Source organism: Streptomyces sp. NPDC054796, assembly GCF_053611545.1.
In genome coordinates this window covers 383,682-397,619 of sequence record NZ_JBSHAO010000001.1, presented here as the reverse complement: position 1 = coordinate 397,619, position 13,938 = coordinate 383,682, and the positions used below count along the sequence as shown (strand labels likewise).

General features: G+C 73.1%; 13 protein-coding genes. 9 read left to right on the top strand and 4 right to left on the bottom strand.

The annotated features are described in order from the left end of the window. The first annotated feature begins 44 nt into the window (after positions 1–44). The 5 genes from ACWGJ2_RS01745 to ACWGJ2_RS01725 all read left to right on the top strand — a co-directional run bounded on the left by ACWGJ2_RS01745 (position 45) and on the right by ACWGJ2_RS01725 (position 4,699). Entirely contained in the window at positions 45–365 is a 321-nt protein-coding gene (locus ACWGJ2_RS01745) for a PAAR domain-containing protein (protein ID WP_453343909.1), read from the top strand. Continuing rightward, the gene (locus ACWGJ2_RS01740; RefSeq protein ID WP_453343908.1) at positions 362–784 is read left to right on the top strand and encodes a GPW/gp25 family protein; all 423 of its coding nucleotides are present in this window, start codon (positions 362–364) and stop codon (positions 782–784) included. The genes ACWGJ2_RS01745 and ACWGJ2_RS01740 overlap by 4 nt, the downstream gene beginning before the upstream one ends. Further along, positions 784–2,745, top strand: coding sequence for a putative baseplate assembly protein (locus ACWGJ2_RS01735; RefSeq protein WP_453343907.1), 1,962 nt, complete (start codon positions 784–786; stop codon positions 2,743–2,745). Before ACWGJ2_RS01740 ends, ACWGJ2_RS01735 begins: the two co-directional genes overlap by 1 nt. Then, positions 2,742–3,380, top strand: coding sequence for a phage tail protein (locus ACWGJ2_RS01730; protein WP_453343906.1), 639 nt, complete (start codon positions 2,742–2,744; stop codon positions 3,378–3,380). The genes ACWGJ2_RS01735 and ACWGJ2_RS01730 overlap by 4 nt, the downstream gene beginning before the upstream one ends. A gap of 188 nt (positions 3,381–3,568) precedes the next feature. Then, positions 3,569–4,699 carry an NADase-type glycan-binding domain-containing protein gene (locus ACWGJ2_RS01725; RefSeq protein WP_453343905.1) on the top strand — a complete coding sequence of 377 codons (1,131 nt, stop codon included), beginning with the start codon at positions 3,569–3,571 and terminating at the stop codon, positions 4,697–4,699. 37 nt (positions 4,700–4,736) lie between these two features. On the opposite strand, the gene ACWGJ2_RS01720 is transcribed toward ACWGJ2_RS01725, so the two are convergent. Continuing rightward, complete coding sequence (locus ACWGJ2_RS01720) at positions 4,737–5,303, bottom strand: GNAT family N-acetyltransferase (RefSeq protein WP_453343904.1); 567 nt, start codon at positions 5,301–5,303, stop codon at positions 4,737–4,739. Positions 5,304–5,374: 71 nt separating this feature from the next. On the opposite strand from ACWGJ2_RS01720, the gene ACWGJ2_RS01715 reads away from it, so the two are divergent. Continuing rightward, entirely contained in the window at positions 5,375–5,971 is a 597-nt protein-coding gene (locus ACWGJ2_RS01715; protein ID WP_453343903.1) for a TetR family transcriptional regulator, read from the top strand. Positions 5,972–6,021: 50 nt separating this feature from the next. Here ACWGJ2_RS01715 and ACWGJ2_RS01710 read toward each other — a convergent pair whose 3' ends face one another. Both ACWGJ2_RS01710 and ACWGJ2_RS01705 read right to left on the bottom strand, forming a co-directional pair. Continuing rightward, positions 6,022–8,253, bottom strand: coding sequence for an acetate--CoA ligase family protein (locus ACWGJ2_RS01710; protein ID WP_453343902.1), 2,232 nt, complete (start codon positions 8,251–8,253; stop codon positions 6,022–6,024). Next, on the bottom strand, positions 8,250–9,422 hold the full coding sequence (locus ACWGJ2_RS01705; RefSeq protein WP_453343901.1) for an acyl-CoA dehydrogenase family protein: 1,173 nt from the start codon (positions 9,420–9,422) through the stop codon (positions 8,250–8,252). Before ACWGJ2_RS01705 ends, ACWGJ2_RS01710 begins: the two co-directional genes overlap by 4 nt. Before the next feature lie 235 nt (positions 9,423–9,657). On the opposite strand from ACWGJ2_RS01705, the gene ACWGJ2_RS01700 reads away from it, so the two are divergent. Both ACWGJ2_RS01700 and ACWGJ2_RS01695 read left to right on the top strand, forming a co-directional pair. After that, a complete protein-coding gene (locus ACWGJ2_RS01700) occupies positions 9,658–10,308 on the top strand; it encodes a TetR/AcrR family transcriptional regulator (RefSeq protein ID WP_453343900.1) in 651 nt (216 codons plus the stop codon). Positions 10,309–10,368: 60 nt separating this feature from the next. Then, on the top strand, positions 10,369–11,175 hold the full coding sequence (locus tag ACWGJ2_RS01695; RefSeq protein ID WP_453343899.1) for a thioesterase family protein: 807 nt from the start codon (positions 10,369–10,371) through the stop codon (positions 11,173–11,175). A 15-nt stretch (positions 11,176–11,190) separates the two neighbouring features. Here ACWGJ2_RS01695 and ACWGJ2_RS01690 read toward each other — a convergent pair whose 3' ends face one another. After that, a complete protein-coding gene (locus ACWGJ2_RS01690; protein ID WP_453343898.1) occupies positions 11,191–12,879 on the bottom strand; it encodes an amidase in 1,689 nt (562 codons plus the stop codon). 263 nt (positions 12,880–13,142) lie between these two features. Between ACWGJ2_RS01690 and ACWGJ2_RS01685 the strand changes: the two genes are divergently transcribed. Next, positions 13,143–13,820: a GOLPH3/VPS74 family protein gene (locus ACWGJ2_RS01685; protein WP_453343897.1), complete on the top strand. Its 678-nt coding sequence runs from the start codon at positions 13,143–13,145 to the stop codon at positions 13,818–13,820. The last annotated feature ends 118 nt before the right edge of the window (positions 13,821–13,938 follow it).

Here is a 13,938-nt window from a genome sequence, read left to right as displayed (position 1 = left end):
GCACCACCAAGGATTTCCGGATTCCAGAACGAGGAGAGAACGCGATGCCCCCCGCAGCCCGTACGGGCGACAGCACCGTCCACGGCGGCGCCCTCACCACCCCGCCGCCCGCTGCCGCCGCCAAGGTGGCCACCGTGCTGATCGGCGGCAAGCCCGCGGCCGTCGTCGGGAGCCTGCACGTGTGCGTCATACCCCCGCACGCGCTGCTCGGCCCGGCGAACGTCGTGCTGCCCAACCCCGCGGGCGCCGTCTCGGGGCAGGTCCTCATCGGCGGACTGCCCGCGGCGCGGGTGGGCGACAAGACGGCCTGCGGTGCCGTGATCCTCACGGGTGCGCCGAACGTGCTGATCGGGGGCCCGCTGTGACCGAGCAGTTCATCGGCCGCGGCTGGGCCTTCCCGCTGCGGGTGAACGCCACGGGCGGCATCGGCATGGTCGAGCGAGACCGGGAGATCGAGGAGGCCATCCGGCTGGTGCTCGGCACGGCTCCGGGCGAGCGCCCGATGCGCCCCGAGTTCGGCTGCGGCATCCACGACTACGTGTTCGCGCCGGGCGACGGTGCCACGGCCGGACGCATCGCGCACGAGGTCCGCGGCTCACTGGAGCGCTGGGAGCCGCGCATCGAGGTGGACGACGTGGTGATCGCCTTCGACACGGTGGACGAGGGCGTCCTCTACATCGACGTGCACTACACCGTCAGGTCCACCAACGACCGTCGCAACCTGGTCTTCCCCTTCTACACGATCCCGTCGGCCGAGGGTGCCGCCGAAGAAGGAGTGAGCTGATGGCGCTTCCCTCACCGCATCTCGACGACCGGCGCTTCCAGCAACTGGTGGACGAGGCCAAGCGGTATGTGCAGCAGCGTGCCCCCGAGTGGACGGACCACAACGTGTCCGACCCCGGGGTCACGCTCATCGAGACGTTCGCCTACATGGTCGACCAGTTGCTGTACCGGCTGAACCGCGTGCCCGACAAGAACTACGCGGCCTTCCTCGACCTGCTGGGCATCCGACTCTTCCCGCCCGCCGCCGCCACCACCGAGGTCGACTTCCGGCTCTCGGCGCCGCAGCCGGAGACGGCTCTGCTGCGCGCGGGCACCCAGGTGGCCACGCCGCGCAGCGACACCGAGGAGGCGGTGGTGTTCGCCACCACCGAGGACCTGCCCATCGTGCCCAGTTCGCTGGAGAAACTGGTGACGGCACCGGTCGGCGGCACCCAGACCGATGTGACGGGGCGGCTCGCCGACGGCGCCGACGTGCCGTGCTTCCAGACCAGACCGGCCCCCGGCGACGCGCTGCTGTTCGGGCTGCCGGTGGCCGTGCCGCGCTGCATCGTCGCCGTACGGCTGGACAGCCGCGTGGAGGGTGTCGGCGTGGACCCGCGTCAGCCGCCGCTCGTGTGGGAGGCGTGGGACGGCTCGCGGTGGGTGACGTGCGAGACCGCTTCCGACACCACGGGCGGCCTCAACCGGCCCGGCGAGATCGTCGTGTACGTGCCGCCGGGACACACCGCCTCCGTGGTCGCGGGCACCCGCGCGGGGTGGCTGCGCTGCCGCGTCACCGAGGCGGAGCCGGGGCAGCCCTTCTACTCCGAGTCGCCGACCGTCCGCGAGGCCGAGGTGTTCACCATCGGCGGCACCGCCGTGGCCGAGCACGCTGAGGCGGTGCTCGATGTGCCGCTGGGTGTGTCCGAGGGTGTGGCGGGCCAGCGGTTCACGGTGGGCAGGGCGCCGATCCTGCTCGACGGGGAACCCCCGGTCGTCGAGGTGTCCTCCGGCGAGGGCTGGGAGACATGGACTGCGGTCGAGCACTTCGGCGACTCGTCGCCCGGCGACCGGCACGTCCTCATCGACGCGACGGCCGGGGAGTTCACGTTCCCGCCCGCCGTGCGCGAGCCCGACGGGACGCTACGTGTCTACGGCGGCGTACCGCCCAAGGGCGCCCAGCTGCGGGTGCCGCGCTACCGCACAGGGGGCGGCACGGCGGGCAACGTCGCGCGCGGCGCGGTGTCGGTGCTCCAGAGCTCGGTGCCGTACATCGCCGCCGTGCACAACAGGGAGGCGGCGCGGGGCGGGGTGGACGGCGAGACCGTCGAGAACGCGAAGGTGCGCGCGCCGCATCTGCTGCGCCTCCAGGAGCGCGCGGTCACGGCCGGGGACCACGAGGTCGTGGCCCGGCAGGCGGCGCCGTCGGCGGCGCGGGTGAAGTGCCTGCCCGCGGTGGCCGGTGAACCGGGCGCCGTGCGGGTGCTGGTGGTGCCGGACGCGGTGGCCGACGAGGGCGACAGGCTGCGGTTCGAGCAGCTCATCCCGCCGGACACGATGCTGGCCGCCATCGCGGGGCGCCTCGACGAACGGCGGCTGATCGGCACCCGGCTCGTCGTGGAACCACCGGCCTACCAGGGTGTGACGGTCGTCGCCAGGCTCCAGGCACCTGCCGCCGACGCCGACCGGGTGCGGGAGGACGCGCTCGCCGCGCTGTTCCGGCACCTCAACCCCCTGCGGGGCGGCGCCGACGGCACGGGCTGGGGGTTCGGCAGACCGGTGCAGTACGGGGAGGTCTTCGCCGTGCTCCAGCGCATCTCAGGGGCCACGCTGGTGGAGGAGGTACGGCTGTTCCCCGCCGACCCCATCACGGGGCGCAGGGGCGCACCGGCCGACCGCATCGACGTCGCGCCCGACGCGCTGGTCTTCTCGTACCAGCACCAGGTCGTCGTCAGCCCGGCGCCCTCCGGGGAGTCGACGTGAGCCGGGGCGCGGTGCCTGGGCTGCCGTCGCGGCACCCGATCGGGGCGCTACTGCCCGCGCTCTACGCCGACGACGACTTCGCGCAGCGCTTCACCGGGGGCCTCGACACGCTCCTCGCGCCCGTGTTCTCGACGCTGGACAACCTGCCCGCCTACTTCGACCCGCGGCTCGCGCCCGAGGACTTCCTGACGTGGGTGGCGAGTTGGGTGGGTATCCGGGCCGAGGGTCCGGAGCGCCCCGACGGCTCCACGTCGGCCGGAGGCGCTGACCACTCGGGCCCCTCGGGCGTGTCCGGGCGGGCCGGTGGGCTGAGCCGCGAGGCGGTCGCGCACGCCGTGGAACTGCACCGCTGGCGCGGCACGCGCAGGGGGCTGGTGGAGCTGCTGCGGCTGAGTCTGGGCGTGGAAACGGAGATCGAAGACAGCGGCGGGGTGTCCTGGTCGTCGGAGACCCGCTCGGAGCTGCCGCCCGCGCCCGCGACGGACGTGCTGGTGCGCGTTCGGGCGCCCGGCGGCGGAGGCGTGGACGAGGCCCGGGTGCGGGCGCTCGTCGAGGCGGTGTGCCCGGTACATCTCACCTGCCGGGTGGAGATCCTGTCAGGCCCGTCCGGCTCGTCCGGCGGAGAGGGGAGCTGAACGCCATGCGCGCATGTCCCGAGTGCGGAACGGCCAACGGCGACGCGGACGACTTCTGCGGGAACTGCGGTACGTATCTGGGCTGGTCGCGGGAGCCAAGGCCAACGGCGCCCGCGCCGGGGGCGGGGGCGGGTCCTGGCTCAGGTTCGGGTCCCGTTCCTGGGGCCGGTGCGTCCGGCCCGTCCGGGATGGCTGACGGTTCCGGTGCGCCCGGCGCGTCCACGGCGCACGGTGCGGTGGACACGGCCGGTACGGAGGGGCGCGCACCCTCCCCCGCCACGGCACCGTCCGAGGCGGCGCCGGAGACGAGCGGTACGGGCCGCACGCACGGCGCGGACGGGACGGACCTGAACGGCACCGCACCGGACTCGGCCCAGGACGCGGACGCGGCCACGCAAACGGACCCCGGCGCGGCCACGCGGGACACCGGCACGCCGCACACCACCGCACCGGCGCCTGGCGGCCCCCCGGTCTCGGCCACGGGCCCGCGCCGCCCCGCACCGGTGCAGCCCGCGAGCACACCGGCCCGGCCGGACCCGGCGCCCATCGCCCCCGTACGGCCCGCGAAGCCCGTCACCGCGCGGCCCGTCGTGCGGCGTTCGGCCGACGAGGAGGCGCTGGACGGGCCGCCGTGCCCCGTGTGCGGCACGCCGAACCCGCCCGGCAGGCGCTTCTGCCGCCGCTGCGCCGCACCGCTGGACCCGGCCGCGACGGTGGAGGAGCTGCCGTGGTGGCGCAAGAGGTGGCCGTTCCGGCGCCGGGTGCGGGCCGGGTCGGGCGACGCGCTGCGCCGCACCCTCCTGCTGCTCCTGGTGGTGGCACTGCTGGTCGCCGGTTTCTATCTGCTGCCGTTCGGCCGTACCGCCGTCGAGGACGTACGGGACAAGCTCAGCGGCGCGTCCGCGATCAGCCCGACGGACGTCTCGGCGAGCGCGGCGGTGAAGGGCCACCCCGCGTCCGCCGCCACGGACGGCCTCACCAACAGGTACTGGGGCGCGCCCCGCACCGGTGAGTCGGTGACGTTCACCTTCCGTGCCCCGTTCCGGCTCGTGAACCTCGTCGTGCACACCGGCGCCTCGAAGTCGGCGCAGGACTTCAGGAAGCAGGCGCGGCCCACGGAGCTGGACCTCCTGGCCACCGACGCGGACGGAAAGACGCACCGGCAGAAGGTGACCCTCAACGACAAGCCGGGGCCGCAGACCGTCACCACGAGGCTCAGCGACGTGGTCAAGGTCCGGCTCGTGCCGCGCACCGCCGCCGGGGAGGGCGCGGGGCGCCATCTCGCCCTGGGGGAGGTCGAGTTCTTCAAGCGCGGCTGACGTACCGTCAACCACTCGCCGGTCCGGCTGTTCGCGGTCACCGGACCGGCGACCGCGTCGCTCGGCCGCCGCCGTCCGCCGCGCCCGCGTGCAGGTCGAGGGTCCAGTTCTGGCCGACGAGATCATGGCCGTAGCTGTGATGGCGCTCCTCGTCGGCGAGGGTGAAGCCGAAGCTCTGGTAGATCTTGCGCGCCGCCGCCAGCACGTCGTTGGTCCACAGCGTCACCCGCTCGTAGCCCGCCTCGCGGGCGAAGGCGAGGCACTCCCGGACCAGGCGTGTCCCGAGACGAAGGCCCCTGCCCTCCGGGGTGACGAGCAGGATGCGCAGCTTGGCCAGCTGCGGCTGGTCACCCGCGACGAGGAAGACGCAGCCCACGCGCCGCCCGTCGGCCTCGGCGATCCAGCCCGCCTCACGGGCCGGATCGTGCTTGCCGCCGTAGTCGGCGACGATCTTGGCGACCAGGACCTCGAAGTCCGTGTTCCAGCCGAACTCCCGCTCGTACGCCTCGCCGTGGGCCATCACCACCCATCCCAGGTCACCGGGACGGTCGGCGCGGCGTACGACGACGCGCTCCTGCTCCTGCTCCTGCTCCTGCTGCGACATGAGCCGCTCTCCTGGTCCCATGGCCGTTCCGTCCACACCACTGAAACAGTCGTTTCAGTTAGGCTAGCGGCATGTCCCAGGAGGCGCCATCCCCCTCCGCCCGGCAGCACGAACTGCTGGAGGCGGCCTACCAGTACGCGCTCGCCCACGGCCTCACCGACCTGTCGCTGCGCCCGTTGGCCGAGGCCATCGGGTCCAGCCCGCGCGTCCTGCTCTTCCTCTTCGGCAGCAAGGACGGCCTGCTGCGGGCGCTGCTGGCGCGCGCCCGCGCCGACGAGTTGGCGCTCCTGGACCGGGCCAGGCTGTCCGGCCGCCCCGCCGGGCTGGTCCCGGCCGCCGAACGGGTCTGGACGTGGCTCGCCGCGAAGGAGCACCGGCCGCTGCTGCGGCTGTGGGCCGAGGCGTACGCGCGCTCCCTCGTCCAGCCCGACGGGGCCTGGGCCGGGTTCGCCCGTGCGACGGTGGAGGACTGGCTCGGCGTGCTGGCCGGCTGCCAGCCGCCGTCCGAACGCGACAGCGAGGACGGCGCCGTCCGCCGCACCCTGGCCCTGGCCGTGCTGCGGGGCGCCCTGCTCGACCTCCTCGCCACCGACGACGAGAAGCGGCTCACGGAAGCCGTCGAGTACCAGCTCGCCCTGCTGCACGGCGAAAGCGGGGGCGACGGCTGACGGCCTGGCGCGCCCGGCGAAGCGCCAGTAGCCCCTCGGCCGCGCGGCCGTCAGTGCCAGACGACGAGCGCGTCGAGCGCCTCGACGCGCGACCCCCGCACCAGCAGCGGATTCACCTCCAGCTCCGCGAGCCCCGGGCCCAGCGATACCGCCATGTCCCCGATGCGCGCGATCACCTCGCTGAGCCTGTCGAGGTCGGCGGGCTCCGTACCGCGTGCCCCCGCGAGCAGCCCGGCGCCGCGCAGTTCGCCCAGCGCGTCGCGGACCTCGGCGGCGTCGGCGGGCAGCAGCCGCAGCACCGAGTCCCCCAGCACCTCCACCCACACACCGCCGAGGCCGATGTCCAGCACCGGCCCCCACGACGGGTCGCGCAGGACGCCGACGAGCAGTTCCACACCGCCCTCGCGCTGCGGCTGCACGAGCGTGCCCGCGCCGGGCAGCGCACGGGAGCGCAGTTCGGCGGCGACCTCGCGGTGCGCGCGGCGCACCGCGTCCGCCGCGTACAGCCCGAGGCGCACCCCGCCGATGTCGCTCTTGTGCCCGAGCCCGTCGGCCGTCGCCTTGAGCACGACGGGGTACCCGAACCGCTCCGCGGCGGCCACCGCCTCGTCCTCCGTCAGGGCGCGAGCCGAGGGCACGACGGGTATGCCGTGGCCGTCGAGCAGCCGCGCAGCCCGGTGTTCGGTCCACACCCCCGCCCGCTGCTCCCCCGGTACCGGTTCGTCCGCCGGGGACATGGCGGGTGCGCGGCGTACGCGTCGCTCGGGGCGTGCGGCAGCGGCGGCCCGGCCGCTCGACCACCGTACGGCCGCACCCAGCGCCGACATCGCGTGGTCGATGCCGCCCGAGGGGCAGGGGAAGCCGGTGCTCTCGCGCACCTCGCGGCCGACCTCGGTGACATCGGTGAGCACGTTCCCCGAGACCACCACGGGGACGGGTGCCTCGTCGATGCGCCGCGCGAGGGAGGCGAAGTGCATGTGCACCAACTCCGGCTCGGCAACGTACCGTTGGGGAAGGTCGCACAGCAGCAGGACCGCGTCGATGCCGGGGTCGGCGGCCACGGCCTCCAGTGCACGTCCGAGCAGGGTGCGGTCCACTACGACGTACCCGGTGACGTCCAGCGGGTTGCTCACCGTGGCGAACTCGGGCAGGTCCTTCTTCAGCCTGGCCACCGTCTCCGGTGCGAACTGGGGCAGTTGGACCCCTTCGTGCTCGGCGCGGTCGGCGATGAGTTCGCAGGCGCCGCCCGAGGGTGTGACGACGCCGACGCGCGGTCCGCCGATGCCTCCGGTGCGCGCCAGCAGCCCGGCCGTGATGATCAGGTCCTCCAGCGAGCGCGCCCGGACCACCCCGAGCTGCCGGAACGCCGCGTCCACGACGTCGTCGTCGCCCACCAGCGCACCCGTGTGGGCCCGCGCGGTGTGCGAGGCCAGATCACTGGAGCCGATCTTCAGCGCGACGACGGGCTTGCCCGCCACGGCGGCGCGGCGCGCGACGCGCGCGAACTCGTCCGGGCGCCGCACCGACTCCAGGAACAGCGCGATCACCTTGGTGTCCGGGTCGTCCACCAGGTACTCGATGACATCGGTGACCGACACCATCATCTCGTTGCCCATCGCGGTGAGCAGGCTCAGGCCCACGTCGCGCGACTGCGCGAAGGCGAGCACCGAGCTGGCCAGCGCGCCGCTCTGGAGGACGACGCCGACGGGGCCGCCGCGCGGCGGTCCCGGGATCGGCAGGCCGTACGGGGTGGTGGAGGCGGCGGCGTTGATGTAGCCGTTGCCGTTGGGGCCGAGGACGGTCAGGCCTTCCTCGCGGGCGAGGGCGAGCAGTTCCTCCTCCCTGCGCCGCCCCTCGGGCCCCGTCTCGCCGAAGCCGGAGCTGAGCACCACATAGCTGCGGATGCCCTGCGCGGCGCCCTCGCGCAGGACCGAAGCGACGGCGTTGGTCGGCACCATGACGTAGGCCATGTCCACCGGCTCGCCGATGTCGGCGAGGCTGCGGTGTGCGCGCCGGCCGTGCACCACGTCGGTGTGCGGGTTGACGAGGTGGACGGGGCCCGGGAAGCCGTTGTCGCGCAGGTTCTCGTAGGTGGCACGGGACCAGCCGGACTTGTCGGTGGCGCCGACCAGCGCGACGGACCGGGGCGCGAACAGCGCGCGCATGGCCTCGGCGCGGGCGGAGGCGCTGGGGTCGGAGGCGCTGGGGTCGGGGTCGTGGGGGTCTCGGGGAGCGTGGTGGTCGTGGTGGGCGTGGGGGTCGCTGCCCGGGATGCCGCTCACTCGCCGATACCACCGAGCCGCACGTGCCCCTTGAGGAGGTTGCGCGCGATGGTGCGGCGCTGGATCTCGTCCGTACCCTCGAAGATGCGCAGCAACCGCAGCTCGCGGTACCAGCGCTCGATGGGCAGCTCCTTGGTGTAGCCCATGCCGCCGTGTATCTGGAGCACGCGGTCCACGACCTGATTGGCCATCAGGGCGCCGTTCAGCTTGGCGATGGAGGAGGCGTGCCGCGCGTCCATTCCCTGCTGGACGCGCCACGCGGCGTACAGTGTCAGCCACTTGCTGGCCTCGATCTCCATCTGGGAGTCGGCGATCTGCCACTGGATCGCCTGGTACTCGCCGATCAGGTGGCCCATGGACCGGCGGATCCCCGCGTAGTCCACCGCCATCTGGAGCATCCGCTCGGCGGCCCCCAGCGCACCGGCCGGGATCAGATAGCGGCCCCGGCCGATCCAGCGCATCGCGAGCGGATAGCCCTGCCCCACCTCGCCCAGTACGTTACGCGCGGGCACCCGTACGTCGTCGAAGACCAGCGAGGCGGGTCCCCACTGGCCCATCGTCGGGATGGGTTCGGACTTCCAGCCCATGTCGCGGTCGGCGAGGAAGCAGGTGACCCCGCCGTCGGCGCCCTTCTCCGGGTCGGTGACGGCGAAGACCATGACGAAGTCGGCCTCGTTGCCGCCGGTGATGAAGGTCTTCTCGCCGTTGATGACCCAGTCGTCGCCGTCCCGTACGGCGCGGGTGCGGATGTTGCGCGCGTCGGATCCGGCACCCGGCTCGGTGATGGCGAAGCAGGAGCGGCGGCGGCCCTCGATGGTGGGGAGGAGGTACTGCTGCTTCTGCTCCTCGTCGCAGTTGTAGAGGATGTTGTCCGCCGCGCCGCCGAAGGTGAAGGGTACGAAGGTGCGGCCGGTCTCCATCGTCAGGATCGCGGTCATCACGGCGCCGAGGTTCATCCCGCCGTACTCCTCGGGGGTGCTGACCCCCCAGAAGCCCGACTTGCGTGCTTTGGCGCGCAGTTCGGCGAGCACACTCCGGTCGATGGCGGGCGCCCCGGCCCGCTCGTTGCGCAGGACCTCCGCCTCCAGCGGCATCACCTCTTTGGTGATGAACGCGCGGACGGTGTCGCGGATCTGCCTTTCCTCGGTACTGAGGGAGAAGTCCACCATGGGCGGCTTTCCTTTCTGCTCAGACCCTCAGGCCCACGGGTGCTGGGGCGCTGGGGCACTCAGGCTCGCGAAACGGTCCGGCCGCGCCGGGTTCACTCACACGATTTTCTAGAACAGAACTCTAGGAATAGAAGCAGCCTGATCCCGTGGGTGCGGGCCCGTCAAGGGTGCTACGGGCGGGTGATTCCAGGATTCGGTTCGGTACGGTGGGCGGCGACGACGGGGAGGGGAACCGATGGCACGCAGGACGGCACGGCCCGCTTCGGGCGGCAGCGCCTGGCAGTGGAGCCGTACGGCGGAGACCCGGCGGACCCTGCTCACCGCCGCACGCGAGGTCTTCGGCGAACAGGGCTTCGCCGAGGCGAGCGTCGCGGCCGTGGTCAAGCGGGCCGGTTCCAGCGTCGGCAGCCTCTACCACCACTTCGGCGGCAAGTCCGAACTCTTCCTCGCCCTGTGGGAGGACCACCAGACCACCCACGAGCGGTCGGCGGCGAGCGCGGTCGCCAAGGCCAGGGAGTCGGGTGTCCACACACCGCTCGGTCTCTTCACCGTCGGCGCCCGCGCCTTCCTGGACTGCTCCTGGCAACGGCGCGATCTGGTCCGGCTGTTCATGGACGGCGACGGCCCGCCCGGGTTCGAGCTGGTGCGGCGCACCCGCAACCGGGAGTGGATACGGCAGAACGCCGTGCTGCTGGGCATCGGCACCGACTCCGTCGACCGGCTCACGGCAGCGGCGCTGACCGCCGTCATGGGCGAGGCAGGACGTGAGATCGCGATGTGCGCGACGCGGCGGCAGGCCGACGAGATCACCGAAGCGGCCCTCGTCCTGATCCAGCGCCTGGACCCGACCACGCCGGGACCGGCACGGCACGGCGACACATCTTGACGAGTTGACGAGACCCTTGACGAGTTGACGAGCGTGACACCGGAGACGAAGGGAGAGTCCGTGGCCGGGACGACGGGCCAGCGGGAGGCGTTCTTCACCGTGGCGGAATCCGCGGCGGGAGAGGAGTTCCTGCCCGCTCCCCACGCGCGAAGCTGGTGGGCGCCCGGCATGCTGCACGGCAGACTGCTCGGCGGCCTCGCGGCACGGGCCCTGGACCGTGACCACGGGGACGACGGGCTGCACCTGTCACGGCTGACCGTCGACCTCTTCCGCAACGCGCCGATGGCTCCCGTCCGGGTGGAGACCACGCGGGTGCGGGACGGGCGGCGCATCAGGGTCGCCGACGCCGTCGTCCACGGCGAGGGCGGGCCCGTCGCCCGCGCGAGCGCGGTCCTGCTGCGCCGCGCCGAACAGCCGTCGGGCAACGTCCCGGCGACCCCCGCCTGGGACGCGCCCGCTCCCGAGGCGTTCGCCACGGCGCGCGACGAGCCGTGGACGATCTGGATGTTCGACGAGGAGAACCGGCCGATCCGGCGGTGGGAGGAGGGCGTCGGCAGGCGCCGCGCCTGGCTGCGCGACGGGTGCGAACTGGTGGCGGGCGAACCGCTCTCGCCCCTCATCCGCACGGCACTCGCGGCGGACGCGGCGAGCCCCCTCTCGCACGCGGGAGACGCCGGGCTCCAGTTCATCAACGCCGACTACACGGTGTGCCTCAGCCGGCTCCCCCTCAGCGAGGCGATCGGCCTGGAGTCGGCGGCCCACTCCAGCGACGAGGGCATAGCCGTCGGCCACGTCACGCTGCACGACACCTCGGGTCCGATCGGATACTGCATGACGACGGCGGTGGCGAACGTCAGGAACACCTGACCCCCGCCGTCGCGCTCAACGGGCGGAACCGGCACCTGAGCCGGAGCCTGAGCCGGTCGACGGGAGGTAGCGCGGCGCCCGCCAGGCGTCCAGCCGGTGTTCGACGGCGGCGCCCAGCGACAGCAGCTTCGCGTCCTGCCCCGCGCCCGCCATCAGCAGTACCCCGACGGGCAGTTCGCCCACGGACCCGGCGGGCACCGAGAGCGACGGGTAGCCCGCAACGGCCGCTGGGGTGGAGGACGGGATCACGTCGTTGTCGCCCCGCGCGCAGTCGGTCGTCCAGGCGGGCGGGTTCGTCGGCGAGGCGATGGCGTCGAGCCGGTGCGCGGCCATGGTCTCGTCGAGGGAGCGCCGGGAGAGGTCCTTCAGCTCGGCGCGCATGGCCCTGTACCCGGGGTCGGTGGTCGGCGGCGCGGCCAGCGCCTGCTCGAACAGTTCCTGGCCCGCGAAGCACGTCCGCTCCTCGGGGTGGGTGCGGTTGAACTCGATCAGCGCGGCGAGGTCTTTGGGGCCCTCGCGGGTGGCGAGGTAGGCGTCGATGTCCCGGTGGAACTCGCTGAGCAGCGCCGGGAATTCCAGCTCGGCCAGCCGGTCCTGGTACGGGGGTGTCACCTCGACGACCTCGGCCCCGGCGGCGCGCAGCTTCTTCGCCGTACGGGTCATGACGGCGTCCACGTCGGGGCCGAGCGAGGGCAGCCGCCACAGGCCGATGCGCTTGCCCCGCAGATCCCCGCGCAGATCCCCGCGCAGGTCCCCGTGCCGGTCTTCGAGCCGGTCTTCGAGCCGGTCCTCGTGCGAGCCGCCGGGCACGCTGCCGGACCCGGTGTGTGCCGGGGACGCGGCGGGGCGCGGGGTGTCGGTGCCGCTGAGGACCGCGAGGGTGAGCGCGGCATCGGTGACGTTGCGTGCCATGGGCCCCGCGGTGTCCTGCTCGGCGGAGATCGGCACCACACCTTCCTGGCTGACGAGCCCGAGGGTGGGCTTGGCGCCGACCACCCCGTTCATCCCGGCCGGGCACACGATGGAGCCGTCCGTCTCGGTGCCGATCGCCACCTGCGCGAGCGAGGCGGCGAGCGCGGCGCCGGAGCCCGAGGAGGACCCGCACGGGTTCCGGTCCAGTACGTACGGGTTACGGGTCTGGCCGCCCACCGCCGACCAGCCCGATGTCGGCTTCGCCGCGCGGAAGTTCGCCCACTCGGAGAGGTTGGTCTTGCCGAGGATCACCGCGCCCGCGTCGCGCAGGCGTGTCACCAGTGCGGCGTCGGTGTCCGGCGGGCTCCCGGCCAGCGCCAGCGAACCGGCCGTGGTCGGCATGTCGCGGGTGTTCACGTTGTCCTTGAGCAGGACGGGTATGCCGTCGAGCGGGCCACGGGTGTGGCCGCTCCGGTGCCGGGCGTCGCTGGCGGCGGCCTGGCGCAGAGCGGTCGGGTCGGTGCGCAGCACGGCGTTGATCCTGGGATCGATTGCCTCGATGCGCCGCAGATAGGCGGTGGTCAGCTCGGAGGAGGTGAGGGTGCGGTTCGCCATGTGTCGCTGCAACCGCGGGATCGTCACCGTGTCGAGGTCGATGCCCCGGCCCAGGTCCCGGGACGGGCCATCGCCAGGACCGGGCTCGGCGGCCTGCGCGCGCGGGCCCGGCGCGCCCGTCAGAAGGGATCCCGCGGCCAGCGCGGCGAGCAGTGCGGCAACGCTTCTCTTCCCCATGGGTGTCAGCGGACTACACGCGGACGCCGCGCGCAAGGGTGCCTCACATGTCCGCACGGGTGCGCGTGAGTCCCATGTCGAGGAGCCCGTACGAGGCCCGTACGACGCTCGTATGACGCTCGTATGACGTCTGTCATGAACAGCGGTGACAGATCACCCTGCTTCCGGTGCCCGTCCGGGGCTAGCGTGAACGGCGGGCCGCGCGCTCCTGACGGCCCCTTCCGATTCCGGTACCGACGGTGGGAAACGAGACCATGCAGACCATGCGCGACGAGACACTCATCGTCGAGGATCTGACGCTGCTGATGATGGACGACAAGTCGGGAGCGATCGCGGGAGCGGGGACGCTGTACTACACCCTGGGCGGCGCCGTGCTCGTCGAGCTGGGCCTTGGCGGACATGTCACGGTCGATGAGAACGACTCCGGGCTGAACGGTGTGAAGGTGCGCGCCGTCGAGGGCGATCCGCTGCCGGATCCCGTGCTCAGGGCGGCGCAGGACAAGGTCGCCGGGCGCGTGCGGGGCGTCCAGACCCTCCTCATCCAGATCGGCACCGGGCTGCGCGAGACGGTGCTCGACCGCCTCGTCGAGCGGGGCATGCTGCGCCGGGAGAGCAGGAAGACGCTGGGTGTCTTCCGTTCCACCGCGACGACGGCAGCGGACACCAGCCACAAGGAGGCCCTCGTGGCCAGGGTGCGCGCCGTGCTGATCGACGGCGAGGAGCCGGACGACCGTACGGCGGCGCTGATCGGACTGCTCCTCGCGAGCGGCACCCTGCCGAGCCTGTACCGCTCCGTTCCGTGGTCGGGCGAGGTCTACAAGCGGGCGAAGGCGCTGGAGCGGGAGAGCTGGGGTGCGGCAGCGGTGAACACCGCTGTGCTGCGCACCATGGCGGCGGTCTCCGCGGGAACCGCGGGCAGCGTCGCCGCCGTCTCCAACTAGCGGGGCCTGGCCGGGCCGACAGGCGCCGTCAGGGGCGGTCTCGGTACGGTGGTCCTGGGAGCGTCGACGTCAGTGAACTGGGCGGGGTTCCCATCCGTTGTGCCGACACACGCTGTTC